At 70.9% G+C, this 25591-nt stretch carries 19 protein-coding genes; 6 read left to right on the plus strand and 13 right to left on the minus strand.

Annotated elements, in window-relative coordinates:
• The 5 genes from Van01_RS09825 to eno form a co-directional block, all read right to left on the minus strand.
• Positions 1–975, minus strand: a 975-nt coding sequence (locus Van01_RS09825; protein ID WP_204005040.1) for a Ppx/GppA phosphatase family protein, incomplete at its 3' end; no start/stop codon positions are given.
• A gap of 140 nt (positions 976–1115) precedes the next feature.
• Complete coding sequence (locus Van01_RS09830) at positions 1116–1628, minus strand: amino-acid N-acetyltransferase (RefSeq protein WP_204004563.1); 513 nt, start codon at positions 1626–1628, stop codon at positions 1116–1118.
• Complete coding sequence (locus tag Van01_RS09835; RefSeq protein ID WP_204004566.1) at positions 1625–2182, minus strand: DUF501 domain-containing protein; 558 nt, start codon at positions 2180–2182, stop codon at positions 1625–1627. The genes Van01_RS09830 and Van01_RS09835 overlap by 4 nt, the downstream gene beginning before the upstream one ends.
• A gap of 22 nt (positions 2183–2204) precedes the next feature.
• Positions 2205–2825, minus strand: coding sequence for an FtsB family cell division protein (locus Van01_RS09840; protein ID WP_204004569.1), 621 nt, complete (start codon positions 2823–2825; stop codon positions 2205–2207).
• A 29-nt stretch (positions 2826–2854) separates the two neighbouring features.
• Positions 2855–4138, minus strand: a complete 1284-nt coding sequence (eno, locus tag Van01_RS09845; RefSeq protein ID WP_093406354.1) for a phosphopyruvate hydratase — start codon at positions 4136–4138, stop codon at positions 2855–2857.
• A 220-nt stretch (positions 4139–4358) separates the two neighbouring features.
• Between eno and Van01_RS09850 the strand changes: the two genes are divergently transcribed.
• Positions 4359–5051, plus strand: coding sequence for a hypothetical protein (locus Van01_RS09850; RefSeq protein WP_204004572.1), 693 nt, complete (start codon positions 4359–4361; stop codon positions 5049–5051).
• Positions 5052–5068: 17 nt separating this feature from the next.
• Here Van01_RS09850 and Van01_RS09855 read toward each other — a convergent pair whose 3' ends face one another.
• The 4 genes from Van01_RS09855 to mfd all read right to left on the minus strand — a co-directional run bounded on the left by Van01_RS09855 (position 5069) and on the right by mfd (position 12280).
• On the minus strand, positions 5069–6688 hold the full coding sequence (locus Van01_RS09855; protein ID WP_204004587.1) for a DUF885 domain-containing protein: 1620 nt from the start codon (positions 6686–6688) through the stop codon (positions 5069–5071).
• Positions 6689–6808: 120 nt separating this feature from the next.
• Complete coding sequence (locus Van01_RS09860; RefSeq protein WP_204004590.1) at positions 6809–7831, minus strand: nucleoside triphosphate pyrophosphohydrolase; 1023 nt, start codon at positions 7829–7831, stop codon at positions 6809–6811.
• 2 nt (positions 7832–7833) lie between these two features.
• Positions 7834–8604, minus strand: coding sequence for a hypothetical protein (locus Van01_RS09865; RefSeq protein WP_204004593.1), 771 nt, complete (start codon positions 8602–8604; stop codon positions 7834–7836).
• 22 nt (positions 8605–8626) lie between these two features.
• Positions 8627–12280 carry a transcription-repair coupling factor gene (gene mfd / locus Van01_RS09870; protein ID WP_204004596.1) on the minus strand — a complete coding sequence of 1218 codons (3654 nt, stop codon included), beginning with the start codon at positions 12278–12280 and terminating at the stop codon, positions 8627–8629.
• 291 nt (positions 12281–12571) lie between these two features.
• On the opposite strand from mfd, the gene Van01_RS09875 reads away from it, so the two are divergent.
• Positions 12572–13486, plus strand: coding sequence for a cyclase family protein (locus Van01_RS09875; protein ID WP_204004599.1), 915 nt, complete (start codon positions 12572–12574; stop codon positions 13484–13486).
• A 108-nt stretch (positions 13487–13594) separates the two neighbouring features.
• Here Van01_RS09875 and Van01_RS09880 read toward each other — a convergent pair whose 3' ends face one another.
• Positions 13595–14635 (minus strand): S66 family peptidase, encoded by a 1041-nt coding sequence (locus tag Van01_RS09880; protein ID WP_204004602.1) that lies wholly within the window; start codon positions 14633–14635, stop codon positions 13595–13597.
• A gap of 227 nt (positions 14636–14862) precedes the next feature.
• Between Van01_RS09880 and ppc the strand changes: the two genes are divergently transcribed.
• The 4 genes from ppc (at position 14863) to Van01_RS09900 (ending at position 23111) form a co-directional block, all read left to right on the plus strand.
• Positions 14863–17649, plus strand: coding sequence for a phosphoenolpyruvate carboxylase (ppc, locus tag Van01_RS09885; protein WP_204004605.1), 2787 nt, complete (start codon positions 14863–14865; stop codon positions 17647–17649).
• A gap of 323 nt (positions 17650–17972) precedes the next feature.
• Positions 17973–18341, plus strand: coding sequence for a peptidase inhibitor family I36 protein (locus Van01_RS09890; RefSeq protein WP_204004608.1), 369 nt, complete (start codon positions 17973–17975; stop codon positions 18339–18341).
• Between the two features lie 177 nt (positions 18342–18518).
• Entirely contained in the window at positions 18519–19688 is a 1170-nt protein-coding gene (locus Van01_RS09895; RefSeq protein ID WP_204004611.1) for a DNA recombination protein RmuC, read from the plus strand.
• 162 nt (positions 19689–19850) lie between these two features.
• Entirely contained in the window at positions 19851–23111 is a 3261-nt protein-coding gene (locus tag Van01_RS09900; RefSeq protein ID WP_204004614.1) for a S8 family serine peptidase, read from the plus strand.
• Positions 23112–23182: 71 nt separating this feature from the next.
• On the opposite strand, the gene Van01_RS09905 is transcribed toward Van01_RS09900, so the two are convergent.
• The 3 genes from Van01_RS09905 to Van01_RS09915 form a co-directional block, all read right to left on the minus strand.
• On the minus strand, positions 23183–24004 hold the full coding sequence (locus Van01_RS09905) for a hypothetical protein (protein ID WP_204004617.1): 822 nt from the start codon (positions 24002–24004) through the stop codon (positions 23183–23185).
• Positions 24005–24071: 67 nt separating this feature from the next.
• Positions 24072–24518 (minus strand): hypothetical protein, encoded by a 447-nt coding sequence (locus tag Van01_RS09910; protein WP_204004620.1) that lies wholly within the window; start codon positions 24516–24518, stop codon positions 24072–24074.
• Between the two features lie 55 nt (positions 24519–24573).
• On the minus strand, positions 24574–25563 hold the full coding sequence (locus Van01_RS09915; RefSeq protein ID WP_204004623.1) for a 4-hydroxy-3-methylbut-2-enyl diphosphate reductase: 990 nt from the start codon (positions 25561–25563) through the stop codon (positions 24574–24576).
• Between the last annotated feature and the right edge of the window lie 28 nt (positions 25564–25591).

Below are 25591 nucleotides of genomic sequence, written 5' to 3' on the forward strand. Positions count from 1 at the left end.
GCGCCGGTACCTCCTGTTCGCGCTAGCGCCGGTACCTCCGTTCGCGTTTGCCAGGCTCCAGGCGATGCCGTCGAGGATGTCGTGCTCGGAAGCGATCACGGCGGTCATGCCCGCCCGTTCCATGGCCACGCGCAGCACCAGTGCGCCGGCACCTATCACGTCCGCCCGGCCGGGATGCATCGCCGGGATGGCAAGCCGCTGCTCACGGGTCATGGCAAGCAGGTCGGCGGTCACCTCCGCCACCTGGTCGTAGGACACCCGGGCGTGGTGAATGCGGGTCGGGTCGTACCCGGTGAGGCCCTGAGCTATCGCGACCACTGTGGTGACCGAGCCGGCGAGCCCGACAAGGGTGGCCGCCTGCCGCCCCGGCACGGCCGTCAGCGCGCGGTCCACCGCTACCGCGATGTCGGCCTGGGCGGCGGCGATCTCGTCCAGGCCCGGCGGGTCTCCGTGCAGGTGCCGCTCGGTCATCCGCACACAGCCGATGTCCATGGAGATCGCGGCGTCGACCCCACCGTCCCGGGTGCCCACCACGAACTCGGTCGAGCCGCCACCGATGTCCAGTACCAGGTACGGCGACGGCGCGTCGGCGGGCAGCCCGCGCACCGCCCCGGTGAAACTCAGCCGCGCCTCCTCGTCACCGCTCACCACCTCGGGCGCGACGCCGAGCGTCCGCTCGACCATCGCGCGGAAGTCAGCGGCGTTCTCCGCGTCCCGGCTGGCCGACGTGGCGCACATCCGCACCCGCTCGGCACCCAGCTTCCCGATTTCTTCGGCGTAGCCGGCGAGCGCGACCCGGGTCCGCTCGATCGCCTCCGGAGCGAGCCGGCCGGTGGCGTCCACCCCCTGACCGAGCCGGACGATCTCCATCCGCCGACTCCTGTCGACAAGCGGCGCGTCCGGTCCGGCCGACGGGTCGGGCAGGTCAGCCACCAGCAACCGGATCGAGTTCGTGCCACAGTCGATGGCCGCCACACGCGTCGTCACGACGGAAACCCTACCGCCACGCCAGCCCACCCCTCGGGTCGCAAGACTCACGGACAGTAGCCAGACCTGGGGTGACTCTCCGAAGTCGAGCAGCCGAGGCGAGGCGAGGCGAGGGTGGGCCAGGGGCGTCAGAGGCGCAGGAGCATGCGGGTGTTGCCCAGGGTGTTCGGCTTGACCCGTTCCAGGTCGAGGAACTCGGCGACACCCTCGTCGTACGAGCGCAGCAGCTGCTCGTAGACCGGGTGCGGCACCGGGGCACCGTCGATCTCGGTGAAGCCGAACGATCCGAAGAACCGGGTCTCGAAGGTCAGCACGAAGATGCGGGCCACCCCCAGGTCGCGCGCCGCGTCGATCAGCTCCGCGACGATCCGGTGCCCGATCCGCTGCCCCCGGCAACCGGGATCGACGGCCACCGTCCGGATCTCGGCCAGGTCCTCCCACATCACGTGCAGCGCGCCGCAGCCCACCACCACGCCGTCGGAGACCCGACTGGCGACCCGGAACTCCTGCACGTCCTCGTAGAGCGTCACGGTGGCCTTGCTGAGCAGCCGGCGATCGTCGGTGTAGGTGTCGACAAGTCGTCGGATGGCCCGCACGTCGGCGGTCCGGGCCCGCCGGATCACGACGCTACCGTCGCTCACCCGGCCTCCGGCACGTCGACGCAGCGTCCGGCCGCCCACCAGGGCTCGACCAGGTCGAGCGTCTCGTCACCGAACGGATTCACCCCCGGCCCGGCGCCGAGCGCGTGGCCGAGCTGGACGTGCAGGCACTTCACCCGACCTGGCATCCCGCCGGCCGAGATGCCGGCGATCTCGGGCACCTCGGCGATGGCGTCCCGGCGGGTCAGATAGTCCTCGTGGGCCGCGCGGTACCGAGCGGCCAGCTCCGGGTCGGCGGCCAGCCGGTCCGCCATCTCCTTCATCAGACCCGCTGACTCCAGCCGGCTGCACGCCGCAGTCGCCCGGGGACAGGTCAGGTAGAACAGCGTCGGGAAGGGCGTGCCGTCGGCCAGCCGGGGGGTCGTCTCCACCACGTCCGGCAGCCCGCAGGGGCAGCGGTGCGCCACCGCCCTGGTACCTCGGGGTGGGCGTCCGAGCTGCGCGGCCACCGCGGCCAGGTCGGCCTCCGTGGCCGGCTCCCGCTTCGGCGGAGGTACGGAAGCCGCCGCCGGCTCCTGCGGGGGTACGACAGTCACGATGCCATCTCTCGTCAGGTGCTCAACCGTCAGTCTGGTGGGCGTCGGCCGCCCGCACGCTTGACCACAGGGTGTCGTACCAGGGATCCGGCACGATCGGGGCCGCCGGGTCGGCACCGCCGCCGGTTTCCCGGGCGGCACCTGCGGGATCGTCGAGCAGGATCACCATCTTCTCGCCCGGACGCTTCATGAAGAACCGCTCCCGCGCCTTGGCCTCGATGTAGGCGTCATCCTGCCACTTCTCGGCCTCGGTGGTGAGCTCGGCGATCAGCTTCCGCTGGGCCGCCTGCGAAGCCTCCATCCGCTCGATGTCGGCCTGCTGGTCGAGGTAGACCCGGACCGGATAGGTGTAGGCGAGGGCGAGCGCGATAAGCACCGCGAACAGCACTGTGGCCCGGCCGGTGAGACCTCGGGAACGGGGTGCGGACAGCCGCGTCACCGCGCCGCCGGCCGCCGCACGCCGGGCGGCGGCGGGACGCTTGGCGGAGCGTACGCCCTCGGCGCCGCGGGTGGCCGACGGCGCCCGACCGGCGGCGGACCGCGACTCGGCGCGGACACCGCTGTCCCGGGCCGCGCCGGGCCGGCCGGCGCGTGCCGGCCGGCGGACCGGACGCTGACCACCCGGCGTGCGGCGCTGCTCCATCACACCCCTCCCCCGAGGTCCGGCATCCGTCAGGCGGAACGGTAGCGCGGGAAGGCGCCCGCCCCGGCGTACCGCGCCGCGTCGGCCAACTCCTCCTCGATACGCAGGAGCTGGTTGTACTTCGCCACCCGGTCCGACCGGGCCGGCGCACCGGTCTTGATCTGACCGCAGCCGGTGGCCACCGCCAGGTCGGCGATCGTGGTGTCCTCGGTCTCGCCGGAACGGTGGCTCATCATGCACTTGAAGCCGGCCCGGTGGGCCAGGTCCACCGCGTCCAGCGTCTCGGTGAGCGAACCGATCTGGTTGACCTTGACCAGCACCGCGTTCGCCGCCTTCTCGGCGATGCCCCGCGCGATGCGCTGCGGGTTGGTGACGAACAGGTCGTCACCGACGATCTGGACCCGGTCGCCGATCGCGGCGGTGAGCGTCTGCCAGCCGGTCCAGTCGTCCTCGGCCAGCGGGTCCTCGATCGAGACGATCGGGTACGCGTCGGCCAGCTTGGTGTAGTACTCGCTCATCTCCGCGGCGCTCTTGGCCGCGCCCTCGAAGGTGTAGCTGCCGTCGGCGAAGAACTCGGTGGCGGCCACGTCGAGGGCGAAGACGATGTCGGTGCCGAGCCGGTAGCCGGCCTTCTCCACCGCCTCCGCGATCAGGTCCAGCGCGGCGGCGTTCGTCGGCAGGTTCGGCGCGAAGCCGCCCTCGTCGCCGAGCCCGGTGGACAGGTCCTTCTTCTTCAGTACCGACTTGAGCGCGTGGTAGACCTCGGCACCGGAACGCAGCGCCTCACGGAAACTGGGCGCGCCGATCGGCGCGATCATGAATTCCTGAATGTCGACGTTGCTGTCGGCGTGCGCCCCACCGTTGAGGATGTTCATCATCGGCACCGGCAGCAGGTGCGCGTTCGGCCCGCCCAGGTAGCGGAAGAGGCTCAGGTCGGCGCTGCCGGCCGCGGCCTTGGCCACCGCCAGGGACACCCCGAGGATCGCGTTGGCGCCCAGCTCGGCCTTGTTGTCGGTGCCGTCGATGTCGAGCATCTTCTGGTCGATCGCCCGCTGCTCGCTGGCCTCGTAGCCGATCAACTGGTCGACGATCCGGTCCTCGATGTTGGCGACCGCCTTCTCCACTCCCTTGCCCAGGTAGCGGCCCTTGTCACCGTCGCGCAGCTCGATCGCCTCGAAGGCGCCGGTCGAGGCGCCGGAGGGCACCGCCGCCCGGGAGATCGTGCCGTCGTCGAGCCCGACCTCGACCTCGACAGTCGGGTTGCCCCGCGAGTCCAGGATCTCCCGAGCCTCGATTACCTCGATGGTTGCCACTGAGTTGCTCCTCGTTCGTGTGGTCTCGTCCGGTATCGGCCGCGACGGTGCGGCAGAGGCAGGTGTTGAACGCAGCGTATCGGTCCCCGCCCGTCGGCACGGCGACCGGGCGGGTCAACGACCACGCTCCGGTACCGACGGGTCGGACATTCCCGGATTCTCGTACCTCAACCGACAACCGGTTTGCACGAGCGGGACCCGATCGACAAGGCTGGTCGCCATGCCCGCCGCCTCGACCACTCTCCGTACGCTCGCTGTGTCGGTCATCGCGTTGCTCACCGTCACCGGCTGTCAGGCCCTGGACGACGCCGGGCGGGCCATGGGTCGAGCCGACATCGTCAACGATCTCGCCGCCCGGATGGACCGGGCGCTGGAGCTGACCTACTCGGCGGAGTACCAGATGGCCGGTGGGCAGCGCGCCTCGTTCGTCCAGTCGCAGGACCCGGCCCGGTCCAGCTACACCTGGCCGGGGGGCAAGCTGACGGTCACCGACGAGGCGACCACCCGGTGCGACACCGATGGTGACCGGACCGTCTGCACTGTTGAGGCACCGCCCGCCCCCAACAGCAAGCCCTCGGTGGTGGTCTTCGCCGAGGCCGAGCTACAGGGGCTTGTCACACCCCCGATGGTGATGGGCCGGCTGACCTCTGCGGCGCTGGACCCGGACGCGGTCATCACCGAACGCAGCAGCACCGTCGTCGGCCACCACGCCACCTGCGTGGACGTACGCCAGAACGCGGAGAGCTTCACCGCCTGCGTGACCGGGGAGGGCACGCTGGGCAGCTTCACCGGCCAGCTCGACGGGCAACCCGTCGAGTTGGCGCTGAGCCGCTACCAGGAGCAGGTCGACGGCGGCGCCTTCGACCTGCCGGCGGGTGCCGACGTGGTTGACAGGCGCACCGCCGGCCCCTGAGCCACCGGTCGGCGCCCCTACCGGTCGACCAGGGTGCGCAGGTGGCGCGGCGGCGGGCTGCCGTGGGCGAGCATCTCGTCGTGCCAGTCACGCAGCGGCACGTCGGACGGGCGGGCGGCGGCGATCTCGGCCATCTCGCTGTAGCCGACGAAGTACGTCGACAACTGCGCCGAGGTCAGCAACGCGCGACGCCACTTGCCCGCCGCCTCGCCCTCCTCCTGGAAGCCGCGTCCGGTCAGCAGCGCCATCGCCTCGGCCTCGGGTAGCTCCTCGGCGTGGGTCAGCTGGTCGAGCAGGGCGTTGAGGGTCATCCGCAGCTGCATCTTGAGCTGCTGCAATCGCACCGGCAGGCCACCGAAGCCGCGACCGACCATCAGTTCCTCGGCGTAGACCGCCCAACCCTCGACGAACGGGCCGGACCGGATCAACGCCCGTACCCGGGTCGAGCCGGTGTAGCGCCGGGCGTGGGCGAGCTGGAGAAAGTGCCCGGGCATCGCCTCGTGCACGGTCAGGTTGCGGATCATGTGGTCGTTGTACTCGCGGTAGAACGACTCCACCCGGCCCGCCGGCCAGTCCGCGGGCGTCGGCGCGATGCAGTAGAACGTCGGCACGTCCGCCGTCTCCAGACCGCCGGGCGCGTCGCAGTAGGCCACCGCCACACCTCGGGCGAACTGCGGCATCACCTGGATGACGCAGGGGTCCGCCGGCACGCTCACCAGATCGTGCAACCGGACGAAGTCGCTCGCCTCGTCAAGTGTGATCGAGGCCAGGTCGACGATCGTGTGGTCGTCGGGATGCTCGGCGGCGAGCAGGTCCAGCGCCCGGCGTACGGTCTCGTCGTCGGCGGGGCCGCCGACCAGCTCGACAGCCGCCGCGCGGATCTCGTCGGTGACCCGGTCGAGGTTCGCCCAGGCCCGGCGCTGGATCTCGGCGGCACCCAGCTCGGTGTCGAGCGCGTGCCACAGGCGTGCCTCCCAGCGCCGCCTACCCAGCCGGGGATCGCGGCCCGGCCCGGCGTCGACCGCCAGGCCGGCGCGCAGCCAGGCGACGAACTCGTCGAGCGCGGCAAGCGCCCCGGTGGCGGCCGGCTCGATCCGGTCGACGGCGGCGGGAGCCTGCGCGAGCAGCGCGGGCACCTCGTCGCGGATCAGTGCGGCCACGCCTGTGAACTGCCCGACCGCCGTCTCGGCGTGGACCCGGGGCATGTCCCGCAGCGTCGCGCGCGCGGTGGCCAACGCGTCCGGTACGGCGGCGAGACGGCCGGCGAGGGCGGTCAGCCGTACCTCGGCCGGCGCGTACGGGCGGGACAGCAGGGCGTGCAGCAGTGGGCCGGGGTTGTGTGCGAGTGGATCCCACTCGTGCCCCCGGATCTCGGTCAGCTCGAACAGCTCCCGGTCGACCAGGGCGGAGAGCAGGGCGTGGTCGACGCGTTCCTCGACGTCGAGGTCCTCGGAGTCGATCTCGACGAGCGCGCTCGCCGCGTCGACGAGCATCGCCCGGTCCCCCGCGACCGCGTCCGCCGAGAAATCCGGCAGCCGATCGTCGGCCCGATGGTCCCCCGCTGTCGCGGCGAGCACCGGCCGACTCCCCAGCAACGCCTCGACAACCCGTTCACCGACCACCCGAAACCGCTCCACCCCCCGACCCTAACCACCCCCACCGAAACCCCACCCACCCCGCCCCGCCCTCACCCCTCGCCATGTTGATCATGAGGTTAGCCGCGCGAAATGTCGGATTCGGCGCCGCCAACCTCATGATCAACGCGAAGAGGTGGGGGGTGGAGAGGGTGGGGCGGGTGGGGAGGTGGGGGGTGGGGAGGGTTCGGTGGTGCGGAGGGTTTGGGCGTGGGTGAGGGTGGTGTGGCGGAGGGCGGCTTCGGGGTCCAGGTCGGCCGTGCGGGCCTGGGCGACGATCGCGAGCAGGTGGGCGCCGAGGGCGGCCTCGGGGGTGGGTTGCGACTCCGGTGACGGCAGCGGCGCGGTGATGCCGGCCCGGGCGGACCGCTCCAGGATCTTCGCCGCCAGGGCGAGCGCCGGCTGGCTGAACGCGATGCCGTCGAGCACCGAGTCACGGGCCTTCTCCGCCTGCTTGATCCGCTCCCAGTTGGCGGTGATCTCCTCCAGGGTGCCCGCCTCGGCACCGGCGAAGACATGCGGGTTGCGCCGGATCATCTTGTCCACCAGCCCAGCGGCCACGTCGTCGATGGTCCAGCGTTCGTCCTCGGGTAGTTCCTCGGCCAGCCGGGCGTGCAGCACCACCTGGAGCAGCACGTCGCCCAACTCCTCGCGCAGCGCGTCGGTGTCCCCGGCGCTCATCGCGTCGTACGCCTCGTAGCTCTCCTCCAGCAGGAAGCCGGCCAGGCTGCGGTGGGTCTGCGCCCGCTTCCACGGATCCCCGCCGGGCGACAGCAGCCGGTCGAGCACCGCCACCGCGTCCAGCAACCGTGCGCCAGGTGGATCCCACGAGCCGTACATCAGCTCCAGCTCGGCCAGCCCCGGCTCGCGGGCCAGGCGCAGCCCCAGCTCCCGGGCCACCGCCTCGTCCCCGGCCGGCCCGGCCAGCCAGACCACCGTGTCCTGCGCCGCCACCGCGTCCAGCAGCGCCGGCACCGGCGGCCCGTCGAGCACCCGGACCTCGGCACCCGCCGACCGCAGCGCCGTGGTCAGCTCGCTGTCCTCGGCGACAAGCACCGGAGCCGCGCGTACGACATCCCAGGCCGCTGCCGTCAGCAGACCGGCCGGCAACCGGGGTGAGGTCACCAGCAGGACGATGCGGGGCATGCTCAGCCGTCGGTGGGTGCCGACGGCTCGGGCCGCGGCCTCGGGGTGGAGATGTCGTTCACCGCGTCGGAGGCCGGCTCACCCAGCGGCACGCCCACCGCGACGGCCTGCCCGCTGAAACTCAGCACCGGGAACACCAGCGGCCGGTACCGGGGGTTGACAGTCACGTCGTACGTCTCGACGGCCGCACGCAGCGAGTCCCGGTTGGCCAGGGCCTGGCGCAGCTGCTCGCCGTCGAGCTGGGCGGCGGCCTCCTCGACGGTCACCTCGGCCGGCACCGCGCCGGCCCGCTTGCCGGCCGCGACCAGGTCGATCAGCTCCTGCTCGGTGGGGGCCACCGGAGCGCCGATCGGAATGCCGGAGAGGCAGGTGTACAGCTCGGCGACCTGCCGCACGTACCCGGTCTCCGGGCTCAGGCCGAGCCCCTGGGCCACCTGCGCCGGGTCGACCTGGCTCTGCGAACGGTAGCCCTCGGTCGCGGAGATCCGCTCACAGACCTCGCTGAGCACCAGGGTGCTCACCACCTGGCTGCGCCCGGGCAACTGAGGCTCCTGGCCGGGCGGCAGCTGGGGCTCCTGGCCGGGCGGCACCTCGTCCGCCCCGGTCGGGGCCGGGTTCTTCGTCTGAGCGTCCTCGATGACCTCGGTGACCGCGTCCTCGGTGATCCGGTGGTCACCGACATAGGCGGCGACACCAGGCTCGGAACGGCAACCGGCGAGGGCGATGAGGCCGACCGCCACGCTGGCGACGGCGACAAGACGGCGAGCACGCATGCCCGTCACTCTCTCATGCCCCTTACCCACCGCTGACACCGGCGGGTACGCCGAGGACGTCGGAGAGCAACTGCGCGCACCACTCCAGCAGGGCCTGGTCGCGCAGTGGCTCGCCACCGACCCGACGGGTGCTCGGGCGGGGCACGCTCACCTGGTCGAGGGCGGCCTTGTAGACCGAGTCGGGGTGGTAGCGCTTGAGCCGCAACTGCTTGGAATCGGGCAGCGGCAGCGGGCCGAGGCGGAGGTGCTTGCCCTGCATGCTGACGTCGGTCAGGCCGTACTGGCGGGCCAGCAGCCGGAACCGGGCCACCGCGATCAGGTTCTGCACCGGCGCGGGCGGCTCGCCGTACCTGTCGGTCATCTCGGCGGCGACCTCGCGCAGCCGTTCCTCGTCGCGCGCCTCCGCGAGCTTGCGGTACATCTCCAGGCGCAGCCGCTCCACCGCCACGTAGTCGTGCGGCAGGTGCGCGTCCACCGGGAGATCGATCTTGATGTCGGCCTCCTCCTCCGGCCGCTCGCCCTTGAACGCCTGGACCGCCTCGCCGACCATCCGCACGTACAGGTCGAACCCGACGCCCTCGATGTGCCCGGACTGCTCGCCGCCGAGCAGATTGCCGGCGCCCCGGATCTCCAGGTCCTTCATCGCGACGTACATGCCGGCACCCAGCTCGGTGTGCTGGGCGATGGTGGCCAGCCGCTCGTGGGCGTGCTCGGTGAGCGGCTTGTCCGGCGGATAGAGGAAGTACGCGTACGCCCGCTCCCGGCCCCGGCCGACCCGGCCCCGGATCTGGTGCAGCTGGGCGAGGCCGAGCAGGTCGGCCCGCTCCACGATAAGCGTGTTGGCGTTGGGGATGTCGATGCCGGACTCCACGATCGTGGTGCAGACCAGGACGTCGTACTCCTTCTCCCAGAAGCCGACCATCACCTTCTCCAGGGCGTCCTCACCCATCTGGCCGTGCGCCACCGCCACCCGAGCCTCGGGCACCAGTTCCCGCAGCCGGCGGGCGGTCCGCTCGATCGACTCGACCCGGTTGTGCAGGTAGAAGACCTGGCCGTCGCGGAGCAGCTCCCGGTGGATCGCGGCGGCCACCTGCCGGTCGTCCTGCGCCCCGACGGCGGTGAGCACCGGGTGCCGCTCCTCCGGCGGGGTGGCGATCGTGGACATCTCCCGGATGCCGGTGATCGCCATCTCCAGGGTGCGCGGAATCGGGGTGGCCGACATGCTCAGCACGTCGACGGCGGCCCGCATCGACTTGAGGTGCTCCTTGTGCTCGACGCCGAACCGTTGCTCCTCGTCGACGATGACCAGCCCGAGCGACTTGAACCGGGTGGCCGCCGCCAGCAGCCGGTGGGTGCCGATGACGACGTCGGCGGTGCCGTCGGCGACCATGGTGAGGGTCTGCTCGGCCTCCTTCGGCGTCTGGAAGCGGGACAGCTGCCGGATCGTCACCGGGAACTGGGCCATCCGCTCGGCGAAGGTGTTGTAGTGCTGCTGCACCAGCAGGGTGGTCGGCACCAGCACGGCCACCTGCTTGCCGTCCTGCACCGCCTTGAACGCCGCGCGTACCGCGATCTCGGTCTTGCCGTAGCCGACGTCGCCGCAGATGAGTCGGTCCATCGGGATGCTCTGCTCCATGTCCCGCTTGACCTCTTCGATGGCGGCGAGCTGGTCGGGCGTCTCCTGCCAGGGGAAGGCGTCCTCCAGCTCCCGCTGCCACGGGGTGTCCGGCCCGAAGTTGTGCCCCTTGGACGCCTTTCGGGCGGCGTAGAGCTGGATCAGCTGGGCGGCGATCTCCTTGACCGCCTTACGGGCCCGGGCCTTCGACTTCTGCCAGTCCGAGCCGCCCATCTTGTGCAGGGTCGGTTGCTCGCCGCCGACGTAGCGGGAGAGTTGGTCGAGCTGGTCGGTGGGGACGAAGAGGCGGTCACCGGGCTGGCCGCGCTTGCTCGGGGCGTACTCGATGACGAGGTATTCCCGCGAGGCGCCGTTGACGGTGCGCTGCACCAGTTCGACGTACCTGCCGATGCCGTGCTGCTCGTGCACCACGTGGTCACCGGCGCGTAGCTCCAGCGGGTCGATGGTGTTGCGCCGCCGGCTCGGCATCTTCCGCATGTCGCGGGTCGACACGCCCCGACCACCTGTCACGTCGCTGCCGGTGAGCAGTACGAACCGGGCCGCCTCGTCGACGAAACCGCCGGTCAGGCTGCCGCAGGTGACAAGCAGCTCACCCGGGGCGGGCGCGGCGGGCACCTCGTCGGTCATCCGGGCACCGAGACCGCCGTCGCGGAGCACCTCGACGGCCCGTTGGGCGGGACCGTGCCCCTCGAAGACGAGCGCGATCGCGAAGCCCTCGCCGGCCCACCGCTTCAGGTCGTCGACCACCCGGGCGGTCTCGCCGTGGTAGAGCGGAGCGGGCTGGGCGGTCAGGGCCACCGCGATGGCGTCGTCGGGCGTGACGTCGACCGCCGCCGGCTCGTCCTCCCACGGCTGTCGGGTCGCGGCTGGGCCAACTGGTTCGGCCAGGCCGAACGGAGACAGTGTCCACCAGGGCTGGCGCAGGTTCGCGGCGTGCGCGCGTACGTCGGCGAGGGTGTGGAAGGCGGCGGCGCCCAGGTCGACCGGGGCCTGGCCACCGACGGCGGCCGCGGCCCAGCTGGCCTGGAGGAACTCCTCAGAGGTACGGACCAGGTCGTGCGCCCGGGTGCGGATCCGCTCCGGGTCGCAGAGCAGTACGTGGGTGCCGGCCGGCATGCAGTCCAGCAGCAGCTCCATCGAGTCGTTGCCGATCAGCGCCGGCGCCAGGGACTCCATGCCCTCCACCGGGATCCCACCGGCCAGCTTGTCCAGGATCTCGGCCAGCTCCGGGTGCTGCTGCGCGAGCGTGGCCGCCCGCTCCCGGATCTCGGGGGTGAGCAGCAGTTCCCGGCAGGGCGGTGCCCAGAGCTGGGCGATCTGCTCGATGGTGCGCTGGTCCGCGACGGCGAAGGTGCGGATCTCCTCCACCTCGTCGCCCCAGAACTCGACCCGGGACGGGTGCTCGTCGGTGGGCGGGAAGACGTCGAGGATGCCGCCACGCACGGCGAACTCGCCCCGCTTGGTGACCAGGTCGACCCGGGCGTACGCCATGTCGGTGAGCCGGCGGGCCACCTGCTCCAGGTCGGCTTCGTCCCCTGCGGCGAGCCGTACCGGTTCCAGGTCCCCGAGCCCCTTGAGCTGCGGTTGCAGCACCGACCGGACGGGCGCGACGACCACCCGCAGGGGTCCGGTACGCCCGTGCGCGTCCGCCGAGTCCGGATGCGCGAGCCGGCGCAGCACGGCCAGCCGGCGGCCGACCGTGTCGGAGCGCGGGGAGAGCCGCTCGTGTGGCAGCGTCTCCCAGCTCGGGAAGATCGCCACCTGCTCGGCCGGCAGCAGACTGCCGAGCGCGGCGACGAGGTCCTCGGCCTCCCGGCTGGTGGCGGTGACCGCCAACACCGGCCGCCCCGCTCCGCCGGTCGTCGGGTGGCCGGCGCCCGGGTCCGCCGCGACCGCGGCGACCGCGAACGGGCGCAGCGCCGGCGGGGCGGTCAGGTCGAGCCCGTCGACCTGGGCCGCACCGGAGCGCGCCAGGTCACGGACGCGGGCCAGGCCCGGGTCGGCCAGGGCGGCGGCGAACAGTCCGGTGAGCGCAGTCATGATCACTTCCGAGGTGGGGACACGACGATCACCCCGCGTCCGGCCGGACGGGGGGTCGTTACCGATTGACACTATCTCTCCGGACCGACGAATCACCGCCGCCCACGGCCACCGCCGCCCAGGCGAGCACGGCGGGCGGCCGACGCCAGGGTGCTGGTTGCCGGTGCCTGTCGAGCTGACCGCACAGACGGTTCACCGGTACCGGGTCCACGTCGGGGGAAACCGAGCGGTACCCCGGCCGGCACACCGAACGAGATTGACGCCCGTGCCGGGCTGTGGTCGGCTGCCCGAATGAACGGGGAATTTCGTGCGCAGTTCGACGCCGACGTCGCCTTCGCCAACGGCGGCGGCCTGACCACCGCGGGGTTCCGGCTGGACATCCCCGGCGACCGGATCGACGACGCCGACCTGGCGGCCTTGTTCGTCCGACATCTCGGCCTGCTGATGGTGTCCGAGGTACGGATCACCAACAAGACGATCATCGAGGAGCCGCACAAGGGCGGTCGCGCCGTACCTGGTGCCGCAGACCGCACCGCCGGTCGGCGACTTATCGAGTTGAGTCACCCGGTCACCGACGGGATGATCACCCTGCCCGGCTGGCCGGCACCGAAGATCACCGAGTGGCTGACCCGCGAGGCGTCCCGGAAGCACTACGCCCCGGGCACCGAGTTCCACGTGGCCCGGATAGACATGATCGCCAACACCGGCACCTACCTGGACACGCCGGCCCACAGGTACGCCGATGGTGCCGACCTGTCCGGTTTCCCGCTGGACCGCCTCGCCGACCTGCCCGGACTCGTCGTCCGGCTGCCCGCCGGCACCCGCGCGGTGGACCGGCTGCTGCTGGCGCCCTACGACGTCACCGGCAAGGCCGTGTTGCTGCACACCGGCTGGGACGTGCATTTCGGCACCGACGGGTACGGCGCCCCGGAGGCGCCCCACCTGACCGGCGACGGGGCGAAGGCGCTTGTGGACGCGGGTGCCGCCCTGGTCGGCATCGACTCGATCAACATCGACGACATGGGTCCGGCGGCCGGCGGCGAGCGGCCCGCGCACAGCACCCTGCTGGCCGCCGGTATCCCGATCGTGGAGCACCTGACCGGGCTGGCCGCCCTCCCGCCGGACGGCTTCCGGTTCACCGCCGCCCCACCGAGGGTGGCCGGCATGGGCACCTTCCCCGTCCGCGCCTTCGCCGTCGTCGACTGACCGACAAGATCAACTCCGGATGCGGGATGTCGTGGCTTCCGCCAGGCGCGGAAACCGCGACATCCCGTAACCGGAGTAGATGTTGCGCCTCGGGCCGTGGCCCGGCAGTCAGTAGCGGACCGAGATGCGCCGCTGGACCGCGTCCACCCGGACCGCACCGCCGTACGGGATGATCAGTTGCGGGTCGGTGTGACCGAAGTCGACGTCGAAGACCAGTACCGCGTCGGGGGCGTACTCGGCGAACGCCCGGGTGACGGCGGCGCGCTGGTCCCGGGCGTACTCCGTCTTCTCCTGCGGGGTGAGTCGGCGGCCGAACTCCCACGCCTTGGCGCGGCCGACGAGTGCGGCGGGGAAGCCACCGAGCAGGCCACGCTCGCCGAGATTGCGCAGCATCCGGTAGACCTCGACGGCCGGCGGAAGTTCCTCCGACGTCTCCATCAGGAAGACCGAACCGGTGAGGGTGGCGGCGGGGGCGACCCGGTCGGCGGCGAGCAGCCAGTGCAGCACCTCCAGGTTGCCGCCCCAGGTCCGACCCTCGACCACCGTCGCCGGGCCCTGCCAGTGCCAACCGGTGCCGGGAAACATCACCGGCTCGTCCGCCAGGCAACCGCTGTCATTCCAGTCGTTCGGCTCGTCGCCCCACTCGGGCGCCGGGACGAGCTCGTACCAGTCGGTGCTGAACAGCGCCGCGCGCAGCGAGTCGGCGGTCAGCGGGTGCAGCGCCCCGGGGCGGCCGAGATGCACGAGCACCGACCCGCCGTGGTAGCTGACGATGCCCAGCCGGTGCAGGTGGTTGAGCACGTTCGTGTTGTCGGAGTACCCGAAGTAGGGCTTCGGGTTGGCCCGCAGCACCGCGTCGTCCAGGTGCGGCGTCACGGTGATCAGGTCGTCGCCGCCGACGGTGGCCAGCACTGCGGTGATCGTCGGGTCGGCGAAGGCGGCGGTCAGGTCCCGGGCGCGGTCGCGCGGGTCGGCCCCCATGACCCGGGTGGTCGGATACTCGACCGGTTCCAGGCCGTACTCCTCGCGCAGCCGGCGCAGCCCCAGTTCGTACACGTGCGGGAAGAGACCTGGCAGGCCGGCGGAGGGTGAGACGACCGCCACCCGGTCACCGGGGCGGGGTTTCGGCGGTTGGTGCAGCGCTGTCATGTGCCGACGCTATCGGCGGCAGCCAGCAGTTTTCCGGTTCGACCAGGAGGGGCGACGGCACGGTTACGCCTGCCGAAGGTCGACCTCACATCGGGTCGCCGAGGTCAACGCCCCCGGAACATGATGAACGTGACAACCTGGGGCCCCTCCTTTCCGGCGGGTTCACGTGGATACGATCGGGGGAGTCGGACAGCGCTGTCCTTCGTACTTGACGTGAGGAGCGCATGGTGACCGACCAGCACGATCACGACGGCCCCGACGCCGCCCTGCGCGCCGACATCCGCAGGTTGGGCACCTTGCTCGGGCAGACCCTGGCCCGCCAGGAGGGGCGCCCGCTGCTCGACCTCGTCGAGGAGATCCGCGCCCAGGTCCGCACCGATGCCCCGGCCGCCGCCCGGCGGCTCGGCGGACTCGATGTGACCACCGGCACCAAGCTGGCCCGCGCCTTCTCAACCTACTTCCACCTGGCCAACATCACCGAACAGGTGCACCGGGCGCGCGACCTGCGCCGCCGCCGCGCCATCCAGGGCGGCTGGCTGGACCAGGCGGCCAAGATGATCGCCGAGCGCGGGGTGCCGGCCGAGGAGATCGCGTCGGTGGCCCGTCGGCTGGCGGTACGGCCGGTCTTCACCGCTCACCCGACCGAGGCGGCCCGCCGGTCGATCCTGTCGAAGCTGCGCGCGATCGCCGACGAGCTGGACGCCGAGACGGCGAACGCGATTCTCTACGGCGCCAGCGACGAAGGTCCGGCCAACCGGCGGCTGGCCGAGCTGCTCGACCTGATGTGGCAGACCGACGAGCTGCGGCTGGACCGACCGGACCCGACCGACGAGGCGCGCAACGCCATCTACTACCTGCGCGATCTGTACGCCGAGGCGGCACCGCAGGTGCTCGACGACCTCGCCGAGACGCTGCGTACGCTCGGCGTGGAGACCTCGCCGACGGCCCGGCCGCTGACCTTCGGCACCTGGATCGGCGGTGACCGGGACGGCAACCCGTTCGTCACCCCGGCGGTGACCCGCGAGGTGCTGGCCATCCAGCACGAGCACGGCCTGACCGCCACCGAGGCGGCCATGGAGGAGCTGATCAACGAGGTGTCGGTGTCCCGGCGACTGCGCGGGGTGTCGCTCGACCTGTCCGCCAGCCTCGCCGCCGACCTCGACGCGCTGCCCGAGGTGGCACCCCGGTTCCGCCGAGTCAACGCCGAGGAGCCGTACCGGCTCAAGGCCCGCTGTGTCCGCGCCAAGCTCGCCAACACCCGGGCCCGGCTGCGCCAGGGCACCCCGCACGTACCGGGTCGGGACTACCGGGGTTCGGCCGAGCTGATCGCCGACCTGGATCTGCTGCGTGCCTCGCTGGCCCGCAACTCCGGTCAGCTCACCGCCGTCGGCCGGCTCGCCTCGACGATCCGTACCGTCTCCGCGTTCGGCCTGCACCTGGCGACCATGGACGTGCGCGAGCACGCCGAGAAGCACCACGAGGTGCTCAGCCAGTTGTACGCGGCGGTGGGCGAGGTCGACGACTACCCGTCGCTGAGCCGGTTGGAGCGCACCAAGCTGCTCGCCGACGAGCTGGCCAGTCGCCGGCCGCTGTCGACGGCGGACACCCCGCTCAGTGAATCGGCCCGCAAGACGTTCGACGTGTTCGCCACCATTCGTGAGGCGCAGGACCGGTTCGGTTCCGAGGTGATCGAGTCGTACATCATCTCGATGACCCTCGGCGTGGACGACGTGCTCGCCGCGGTGGTGCTCGCCCGCGAGGCCGGCCTGGTCGACGTGCACAGCGGCCGGGCCCGGATCGGCATCGTGCCGCTGCTGGAGACGCCGGCCGAGCTGAACTCCGGCGGCGAGTTGCTCGACGAGCTGCTGTCGCTGCCGGCGTACCGGGCGCTGGTGGCGGCCCGGGGTGACGTGCAGGAGGTGATGCTCGGCTACTCCGACTCCAACAAGGAGGCCGGCATCACCACCAGCCAGTGGTCCATCCACCGGGCCCAGCGCGCGCTTCGCGACGTGGCCGCCCGGCACGGGGTGCACCTGCGGCTCTTCCACGGCCGGGGCGGCACGGTCGGACGCGGCGGCGGCCCCACGCACGACGCGATCCTGGCCCAGCCGTACGGCACCCTGGACGGCGCGATCAAGGTGACCGAGCAGGGTGAGGTCATCTCCGACAAGTACACGCTGCCGGCGCTGGCCCGGGAGAACCTCGAACTGAGCGTGGCCGCCGTGCTCCAGGCGACGCTGCTGCACACCGCGCCCCGGCAACCCGCCGAGATGCTGGAACGCTGGGACGCGGCGATGGACGTGGTCTCCGAGTCGGCGTTCCGGTCGTACCGCTCGCTTGTGGAGGACCCGGACCTGCCCGCGTACTTCTGGGCGTCCACCCCAACCGAGCTGCTCGGTGCGCTGAACATCGGCTCCCGGCCGGCGAAGCGGCCGAACACCGGTGCCGGGTTGTCCGGGTTGCGGGCCATCCCGTGGGTGTTCGGCTGGACCCAGACCCGGCAGATCGTGCCCGGCTGGTTCGGGGTCGGCTCCGGCCTGGCCGCCGCCCGGGAGGCCGGGCTGGCCGACGTGCTGGCCGAGATGCACCGCAACTGGCACTTCTTCCGCACGTTCCTGTCAAACGTGGAGATGATGCTTACCAAGACCGACCTCGGCATCGCCCGCCGGTACGTGGAGACGCTGGTACCGAAGCAGCTGCACCCGATCTTCGACAAGATCGAGCAGGAGTACGAGCTGACCCGGCGTGAGGTGCTCGCGGTCACCGACTCGCCGGAGCTGCTGGAGAATTCCCCGGTGCTGCAACGCACGCTCGCCGTGCGCGACACCTACCTGGAGCCGCTGCACCACCTCCAGGTGGCGCTGCTGCGGCAGTACCGCGACTCGGGTGCGGCCGGGCGGGCGGTGGCCACCGCGCCGGGCGGCCGACGCGCACCCAGCGACGGCACCGCCCTGGAGCGGGCCCTGCTCACCACTGTCAACGGCATCGCGGCCGGGATGCGCAACACCGGCTGAGCCACGACTCAAGAGCCCGGTCGAACCAGCACTGGCTGCCGCAGCCGTCCCGATGTCCCGGGCCTGGTGTCTAGCAGGCCCGGGACGGCCGTGCGAAATCGATTGCCCGCCCACATCTGCCACCTGCGCTTCTACCGCACCCCGGCGAAGCATCCGCGACGACTTTCAAGTTCCCGGCAAGACCGGACCCCAGGCCATTCGGGGCTGACAGGGAATTGACGGAAGCGTAGGCTTCAGGTCGCGTACGCGGATCTTATCACTGTCGATCAGCAGCATGACTCACGTCGCGCATTATCGACACATCAAAAAGGAGCGGGGGATCAGTGAAGAAGGTGCGGCAGATCCTGGCCATATTAGGCCTGGCAACGATCATCTTCGTGGCAGCGCCACCCGTCGCAGCACAGGCAGCCTGGGACTGCCCCACTAGCAACATGTGCGTCTGGGACTCCACCAACGGAACCGGAAAGCGGTGCGCCTGGCACGACAGGGATGCTGACTGGCACAACTCGCCGACCGTGTGCTCCTGGGCAAAGAACTGGCCCGTCCGCTCCGCACGCAACAATTCCAGGGTGAATGTCTACATCTTCGACACCCCCCATGTGGTCATCGGCGCAGACCCTATCCTCACCCTCAGCCCAGGTTCATCAAGGTCTCAGGTCCGCTTCTACGGCAGTTGGCACTACTTCTACTAGGTCCGCGGACCGGGTGACAAGCCATAAGGCATCCGTCAGCAGGGCCTCGGCCATCCGCCGTGGCCCTGCTGACGCACTTCCAGTGAATTGGTCCGACAGCCCGCACCGGTCTTCTGCACGGTATGTCGCGAGCACCCGTCCGGGCGAGCGCCGCGCTTGTTTGGCAAGCTCCTGAGGATGGAGCTCTCGACCCTGGCGGTTGTCGTCGTCTGTCTCGTTGCCGGCGGCGCGGTCGGCTGGTTCGCCGCCCGGTCCCGCTCGACGACCGAGATCGCCCGGCTGGACGCCACACTGCGCGCCACCCGTGAGGGAGAAGGGCGGCTGGAGCAGTCGATGCGGGCGTTGAGTTACGAGGCGACAGCCCAGTCGCAGGAGGCGGTCGCGCGGGCGGTGGCCCCGCTGCACGAGACACTACGACGCTACGAGCAGCGGGTCGCCGACCTCGAACGGGAGCGGGTCGACGCGTACGCCGAGCTGCGTGAACAGGTCCGCGCCATGAGCACGGTCTCCGGCGAGCTGCGGACGGAGACGAAACAGCTGGTGGCGGCGTTGCGCGCGCCCCAGGTACGCGGCCGGTGGGGCGAGCACCAGTTGCGCCGCATCGTCGAGGCCGCCGGCATGCTGGAGCACTGTGACTTCGCCGAGCAGGTCACCGCCGCCACCGACCAGCAGACGGTACGCCCCGACCTGGTGGTCCGCCTGCACGGCGGCCGGAGTGTGGTGGTGGACGCCAAGGCGCCGTTCGACGCGTACCTCACCGCGATGGAGGCGCGCGACGAGCGGGGGCGGGACAGCCACCTCGACGCGCACGCGAAGCATCTCCGGGCACACGTCGACGCGTTGGCCGCCAAGTCCTACTGGTCGGCGTTCGAGTCCACTCCGGAGTTCGTGGTGCTCTTCGTACCGGCCGATCCGTTCCTGGATGTCGCCCTGCAACGCGATCCGACGCTGTTGGAACACGCCTTCGCCCGCAACGTGGTGCTGGCCACCCCGGCCACCCTTGTCGCGTTGCTGCGTACCGTCGCCTGGTCATGGCGGCAGGAACAGCTCACCCGCAACGCGATGGCCGTGCACACGCTGGCGCGGGAACTGTACGGACGGTTGTCGACGCTAGGTGACCACGTGGGCAAGCTCGGTGCCTCGCTGGGTGGCGCGGTCACCGCGTACAACCGGGCGGTGGGCTCGTTGGAGGCACGGGTGCTGGTCAGCGCCCGCAAGCTGGCCGAGCTGGGTGTGTCGGATCAGGAACTGCCCACGCCGGGGCAGGTGGAGTTGGCGCCCCGGCAGCCACAAGCGCCGGAACTGCTCCCGGAATCCACTTCAGATGATCGAACTCGGTCTAACTGAAAACGACCCCTATCATCTTCGATGTGACAATGAGCGTCTCGCATATCACGAGATGGTCACAACGTACCTGGCGGTAGTGACATCGACGGTCGGCACCACGAAGGATTTCGCTCACGCGTGCCCTGCATCTGAGGGCGCCCTGTTCTCTGGAGGAAAGAGAACGTGAGTAAACCCCGAAACCTGAGCCGGCGTACCTCCGCCGCGCTCTTCGCCTCGGTGATGGCGGCCAGCGCCGTGACCGTGGCGGGCGGTGCCGCCACCGCAAGCGCCGCTCCTGCCGGATCCGACGCCGCGCAGGCCACCCCCGCCGAAGTGTTGGACCAGCACGACGCCAAGCTGCTCGCCGAGGCGGAGGCCAAGAAGGCCCCCACCGTCACGATGATCGTCGCCACCGACAAGGGCAAGGCGAAGGACGTCGCCGACGACCTCAACGACCTCGGCGCGGCCGTCACCGAGCGCTACGACACCATCGGATACGTGCTCGCCACGGTGCCGACCGGCAAAGCGGTGAAGGCCGCCACGCTGCCGGGCGTCGCCTCGATCGACCTGGATGAGAAGATCCAGCTGCCGGACCCGTCGCCGGAGGTAGCCCCGGGCGGCAAGAAGGCAGCCAAGCAGGGCAGCACGCTGAGCGGGCCGGGTGCCGGCACGAAGGCCGACAACCCGTACATGCCGACGAACGAGACGGGTGCGGTCAAGTTCGTCAAGCAGAACAAGAAGTGGGACGGACGCGGCGTCACCATCGGCATCATGGACTCCGGCGTGGACCTGGAGCACCCGGCGCTGCAGAAGACCACAACCGGCGAGCGCAAGATCGTCGACTGGGTGACCGCGACCGACCCGTTCGAGGACGCCACCTGGCGGCCGATGGTCAACCAGGTGACCGGGCCGTCGTTCTCCCTGGCCGGTCGCACCTGGACGGCACCGGCGGGCACCTACCGGTTCAGCCTGTTCAGCGAGAACACCACGAACAACAGCGAACCGGGCGGTGACGTCAACCGCGACGGGGACAACACCGACCAGTTCGGCATCCTGTTCGACTCGGCCACCAACAACATCTGGGTCGACACCGACCAGGACGGCGACTTCACCGACGAGGCCGTGATGCGGCCGTACAAGGAGAAGTTCGACGTCGGCCACTTCGGCACCGACAACCCGGCGACTCCGGTCAAGGAGCGGATGTCGTTCGTCGTCGAGTACCGCAAGAACGTCAACACCACGCCGATCGGCGGCCCCGGCCTGGTCGACTACGTCAACATCGGCATCATCGAGAGCGCGCACGGCACGCACGTCGCCGGCATCACCGCCGCCAACGACATGCTGGGCAACGACGCGTTCGACGGTGCCGCCCCCGGCGCCAAGATCGTTTCCTCCCGCGCCTGCTCCTGGGGCGGTGGCTGCACGGCCGCCGCACTCACCACCGGCATGGCCGATCTGGTGATCAACCGGGGCGTCGACGTGATCAACATGTCGATCGGCGGCCTGCCCGCGCTCAACGACGGCAACAACGCCCGCGCCACCCTCTACAACAACCTGATCACCACGTACGGGGTGCAGATGTTCATCTCGGCCGGCAACTCCGGCCCGGGTGTGAACACCATCGGCGACCCGTCCGCGTCGGCGAACGTGGTGAGCGTCGCCGCCAGCGTCAGCAAGGACACCTGGCTGGCCAACTACGGCTCGGTGGTCAAGAAGAAGAACGCCCTGTTCAACTTCTCCTCGCGCGGTCCGCGTGAGGACGGTGGCGCCAAGCCGAACATCGCCGCGCCGGGTTCGGCCATCTCCACCACCCCGGTGTGGCAGGCCGGCAGCCCCGTCGCCGAGGCCGGCTACGCGCTGCCGCCGGGCTACGGCATGTTCAACGGCACGTCGATGGCCTCCCCGCAGGCCGCCGGCGCCGCCGCGCTGCTGCTCTCGGCCGCCAAGGCGACCGACAAGGGCATCACCCCGGAGATGCTGCGCCGGGCGATCTACACCTCGGCCAAGCCGATCGCCGACACCCCCACCCAGGGGCAGGGCTACGGCATGTTCGACGTGCCGGGTGCCTGGAAGCTGCTGAAGAAGGGTGTGCAGACCCGCTCGTACACCTCCGACGCCCCGGTCTGCACGGTGCTCTCCGGCCAGTTGGCCACCCCGCACCGCGGCACCGGCGTCTACAACCGCTGCGGCTCCGCCGACGGCGGCCACAAGGTCAACCAGTCGAAGTCGTACCAGGTCAAGCTGACCCGGACCAGCGGCCCGGCCGGCAACGTCAAGCACAACGTCGGCCTGCGCGGCAACGACGGCACCTTCTCGGCGCCGAAGACCGTCACGCTGCCGCTGAACAGCACCGTCACCCTCACGGTCACCGCCAAGCCGAAGACCGCCGGCGCGCACGGCACGATCGTGACCGTCGACGACCCGGCCACCAACACGATCGACTTCGAGGTCTCCGCTGTGGTGGTGGCCTCGAACGACGTCAGCAAGCCCAACTTCGCCTACTCGGCGCAGGGCTCGGTGGACCGGAACAGCACCACGTCGTACTTCGTGACGGTTCCCCCGGGTGCCGGTGCGCTGCAGGTGAACCTCTCCGGCATCGCCACCGGTTCGCAGACCCGCTTCATCGCGTTCAACCCGTACGGCGTTCCGGTGGAGAGCACCTCCAGCCTGACCTGCTACACCAACTTCGCCAGCGCCTGCAACGCCTTCGAGCGTGACTACCAGAACCCGATGCCGGGTGTCTGGGAGATCGAGGTCGAGTCCCGGCGTACCTCGCCGGCGCTGAACAACCCGTACCAGCTCCAGGCACGGGTGCAGGGCGTCGCTGTCGAACCGGCCGTGGTCGAGCTGCCGTCGGTGACCACCGGCACCCCGACCCCTGTCACCTGGACGCTGAAGAACACCTTCGGTCCGGTCACGGTGACCGGTCAGGGCGGCGCACTGGCCAGCTCGCACTCGGAGCGGCCGACGATCGTCGAGTACGCGACGCAGGAGTTCACAGTGGAGGTGCCGGCGGGAGCCACCAGCTTCACCGCCCGCATCGGTAACCCGTCGAACGCCGGTGCCGACCTCGACCTGTTCGTCTACCGGGGCGGCGCACTGGTCCAGTACAACGCCGACGGCGACTCCGAGGAGTTCGTGACCATCGCCAACCCACCGGCGGGCACCTACACCGTCGTCGTGGAGGCGTACTCGGTCGACGGTGCCGGTGGCAGCACCGAGTACGACTACCGGGACTCGTTCTCCTCCCCGGCGCTCGGCACCCTCGCGGCGTCGGGCGGCACCCTCACCCTGGCGCACGGCGCCACCGGCACCATCTCGGGTACGGTGACCGCCCTGGCGGCCCCGCCCGCGGGCCGGACGCTCTTCGGTGAGCTGGCCGTGGTGACCACCGAAGGCGCGGTCGTCGGCCGTGGCGCGGTCTCCGTCGGCGCGGTGAACTGACCCCACCACCCGCACCACCAGGAAGCCCGTCTCCGGTTCTCCGGAGACGGGCTTCCGTCTTTGCGGGATGGCTACCGGTACGACCGGCGACCCGGCCCGGCCGGTACCGCCTGGCGGGCGCTGACACCCACCACGAGCAGCAGGTACGCGCTCAACTCGACGGCGGCGACGACTGCCGGCCCGAGCGCGGGCAGCCTCTCGGTGCCCTGGAACGCGGCAGTAAACACGGTGCCTCGTTCGAGGTACGACGGCAACTGCGTCAGGGCCAGCGCCGCGTCCAGGTACGTCAGGGCGACCAGGGCCAGCAGTGTGGCACCACCGGCGGCGAGCCGCTGCCGACGCCCGGTCAGCAGGGCAGCCAGGACGAGCGCACCCAGGGCGAGTGTGAGGGGTGCCAGCACGGCGGCGGTCACCGCCAGGTCGGGCTGAGCGTCCCGTACCGCACGTTGGATCTCGACCAGCCGGACCGCCGCGTACCCGGTCACCAGGACCGCCGCCAGCACCGTCCCGGCGAGAGCGGGACGGCTCGGGCGGGCCTCCCGCCACCGCACGGTCAGCAGCAGAACCAGGACGAAGACCAACGCTGCCCAGCTCAGGCGAAGGCCGGTGACGAATCCCAGGGTGGGGTCAGCCGCACCGGGCCGAAGCACCTGCCAGCCCCGGTCGGCGGACTCGGCGGGCATCGTGGCCCAGGCGTCGGCGACAAGCGCGGTGAGCGCTACCGGCACCGCCCAGGGGCGGGCGGGCGGCCGGGCGGTCAGCGCGTACACCGACAGCAGCAGCAACGCGGCCAGCTCGGCCTGCCGCAGCAGCGAAACAGCTGTGAGAATGCCGGCGACGTGAACGACGGCGAGCGCACCGGCCGCCGCAGGAAGGATCGGTCGGTACCGCACCGGGGCATCCTGCCATCAACTGATCAACCTCGTCGTCCCGTGCCGGCGAGGTGCCCCGAAACCTCGGTCAGCCGCGCTTGGCGGAAGCCACCACGAACGGGGTGCCCTGCTGGCAGGTGGACATCATGGTGGGGTCGGGGCGGCCGGTCACGGTCACCGACGAGCCCGCAGTGAGCACCTCGCGGGGACCGCCGAGCAGCAGGTAGCCGTCGAGCAGCAGGCAGCCGGGCTCGACGCCGGACTCGATCCGACCGGTAAGGGTCATCTCGCCGGTCGTCGGCGGCTTGGACGGGGCGCTGGGCCGGACCGTCGGTCGGGTGGTCGGTGCCGTCGGGTCCACCGGATCGGAGGGCGAGGGTGCGGGCAGGCTCGGGTCCGGGGTCGGCAGCTCGGTCACGGGTGACGCTCCCGTCGGGGTCGGGGTGGTGGTGCCGTCCCCCGCGTCCTGGCCGCCGCAGGCGGCGAGCGCCGTGCAGACGATCAACGCGGTGACGGCGATCCGAAGGGTCCTCATGCCAAGCTCTGACGCACCGGAGCGGTGAACAGTTCCATCAGGCCCGCCGACGCGCTCAGTCGCGGGCCGCGGCGGCGGCCTTCATGTCGCGCTTGAGCTCCTGCGGGAGGGAGAAGGTCAGCCGCTCGTTCGCGGTCACCACCTCCTCGACGTCGGTGAAGCCACGCTCGGCGAGGTGTGCCAGCACCTCCTGCACCAATTCCTCCGGCACGCTCGCGCCCGAGGTCAGGCCCACGGTCCGCGCGTCGGCGAGCCAGGCGTCCTCGATCTCGTGAGCGAAGTCGACGAGGTGACCTCCACGGGCACCGCCGTCCAGGGCCACCTCGACCAGGCGTACCGAGTTCGACGAGTTGCGGGAGCCGACGACGATCACCACGTCGCATTCCGGCGCGATTTCCTTGATCACGTGCTGCCGGTTGCTCGTGGCGTAGCAGATGTCGTCGCTGGGCGGCGACTGGAGCATCGGCAGTCGCTTCTTGAGCCGGGCGACGGTCTCCATCGTCTCGTCCACCGACAGCGTGGTCTGCGACAGCCAGACGACCTTGTTCGGGTCGCGCACGGTGATCCGGTCGGCGTCCTCGGGGCCGTCCACCAGTTGGATGTGCTCCGGCGCCTCACCGGACGTGCCGATGACCTCCTCGTGCCCCTCGTGACCGATGAGCAGGATGTCGTAGTCCTCGGCGGCGAACCGCTTCGCCTCGTGGTGCACCTTCGTCACAAGCGGGCAGGTGGCGTCGATCGCCTTGAGCGACCGCTGCTTCGCCTGCTCGTAGACCTCGGGTGCCACGCCGTGCGCGGAGAAGATGACAATGGCGCCCTCGGGCACCTCCTCGTTCTCCTCCACGAAGATGGCGCCCTGGGCCTCAAGCGTTTGCACCACGTGCTTGTTGTGCACGATCTGCTTGCGGACGTAGATGGGGGCACCGTAGAGCTTGAGCGCCTCCTCGACGGTCTGCACCGCCCGGTCCACGCCCGCGCAGTAGCCGCGGGGCTTGGCCAGGAGCACGCGCTTACCGGTCCGGGAAGTCACCTCAGCCTCAATCACCCCCCCATCGTACGTGCCGCCGCCCGAC

Source organism: Micromonospora andamanensis (assembly GCF_016863495.1).
GTDB classification, from domain to species: Bacteria; Actinomycetota; Actinomycetes; order Mycobacteriales; family Micromonosporaceae; genus Micromonospora; species Micromonospora andamanensis.

Bases quoted from the DNA above. Each gene is read 5' to 3' on its own strand.
- Van01_RS09850 (WP_204004572.1), top strand. From the start codon at position 4,359: ATGCCCGCCGCCTCGACCACTCTCCGTACGCTCGCTGTGTCGGTCATC.
- Van01_RS09840 (WP_204004569.1), bottom strand. From the start codon at position 2,825: ATGGAGCAGCGCCGCACGCCGGGTGGTCAGCGTCCGGTCCGCCGGCCG.
- Van01_RS09860 (WP_204004590.1), bottom strand. From the start codon at position 7,831: ATGCCCCGCATCGTCCTGCTGGTGACCTCACCCCGGTTGCCGGCCGGT.
- Van01_RS09865 (WP_204004593.1), bottom strand. From the start codon at position 8,604: ATGCGTGCTCGCCGTCTTGTCGCCGTCGCCAGCGTGGCGGTCGGCCTC.
- Van01_RS09875 (WP_204004599.1), top strand. From the start codon at position 12,572: ATGAACGGGGAATTTCGTGCGCAGTTCGACGCCGACGTCGCCTTCGCC.
- mfd (WP_204004596.1), bottom strand. From the start codon at position 12,280: ATGACTGCGCTCACCGGACTGTTCGCCGCCGCCCTGGCCGACCCGGGC.
- Van01_RS09880 (WP_204004602.1), bottom strand. From the start codon at position 14,635: ATGACAGCGCTGCACCAACCGCCGAAACCCCGCCCCGGTGACCGGGTG.
- Van01_RS09910 (WP_204004620.1), bottom strand. From the start codon at position 24,518: ATGAGGACCCTTCGGATCGCCGTCACCGCGTTGATCGTCTGCACGGCG.
- Van01_RS09895 (WP_204004611.1), top strand. From the start codon at position 18,519: ATGGAGCTCTCGACCCTGGCGGTTGTCGTCGTCTGTCTCGTTGCCGGC.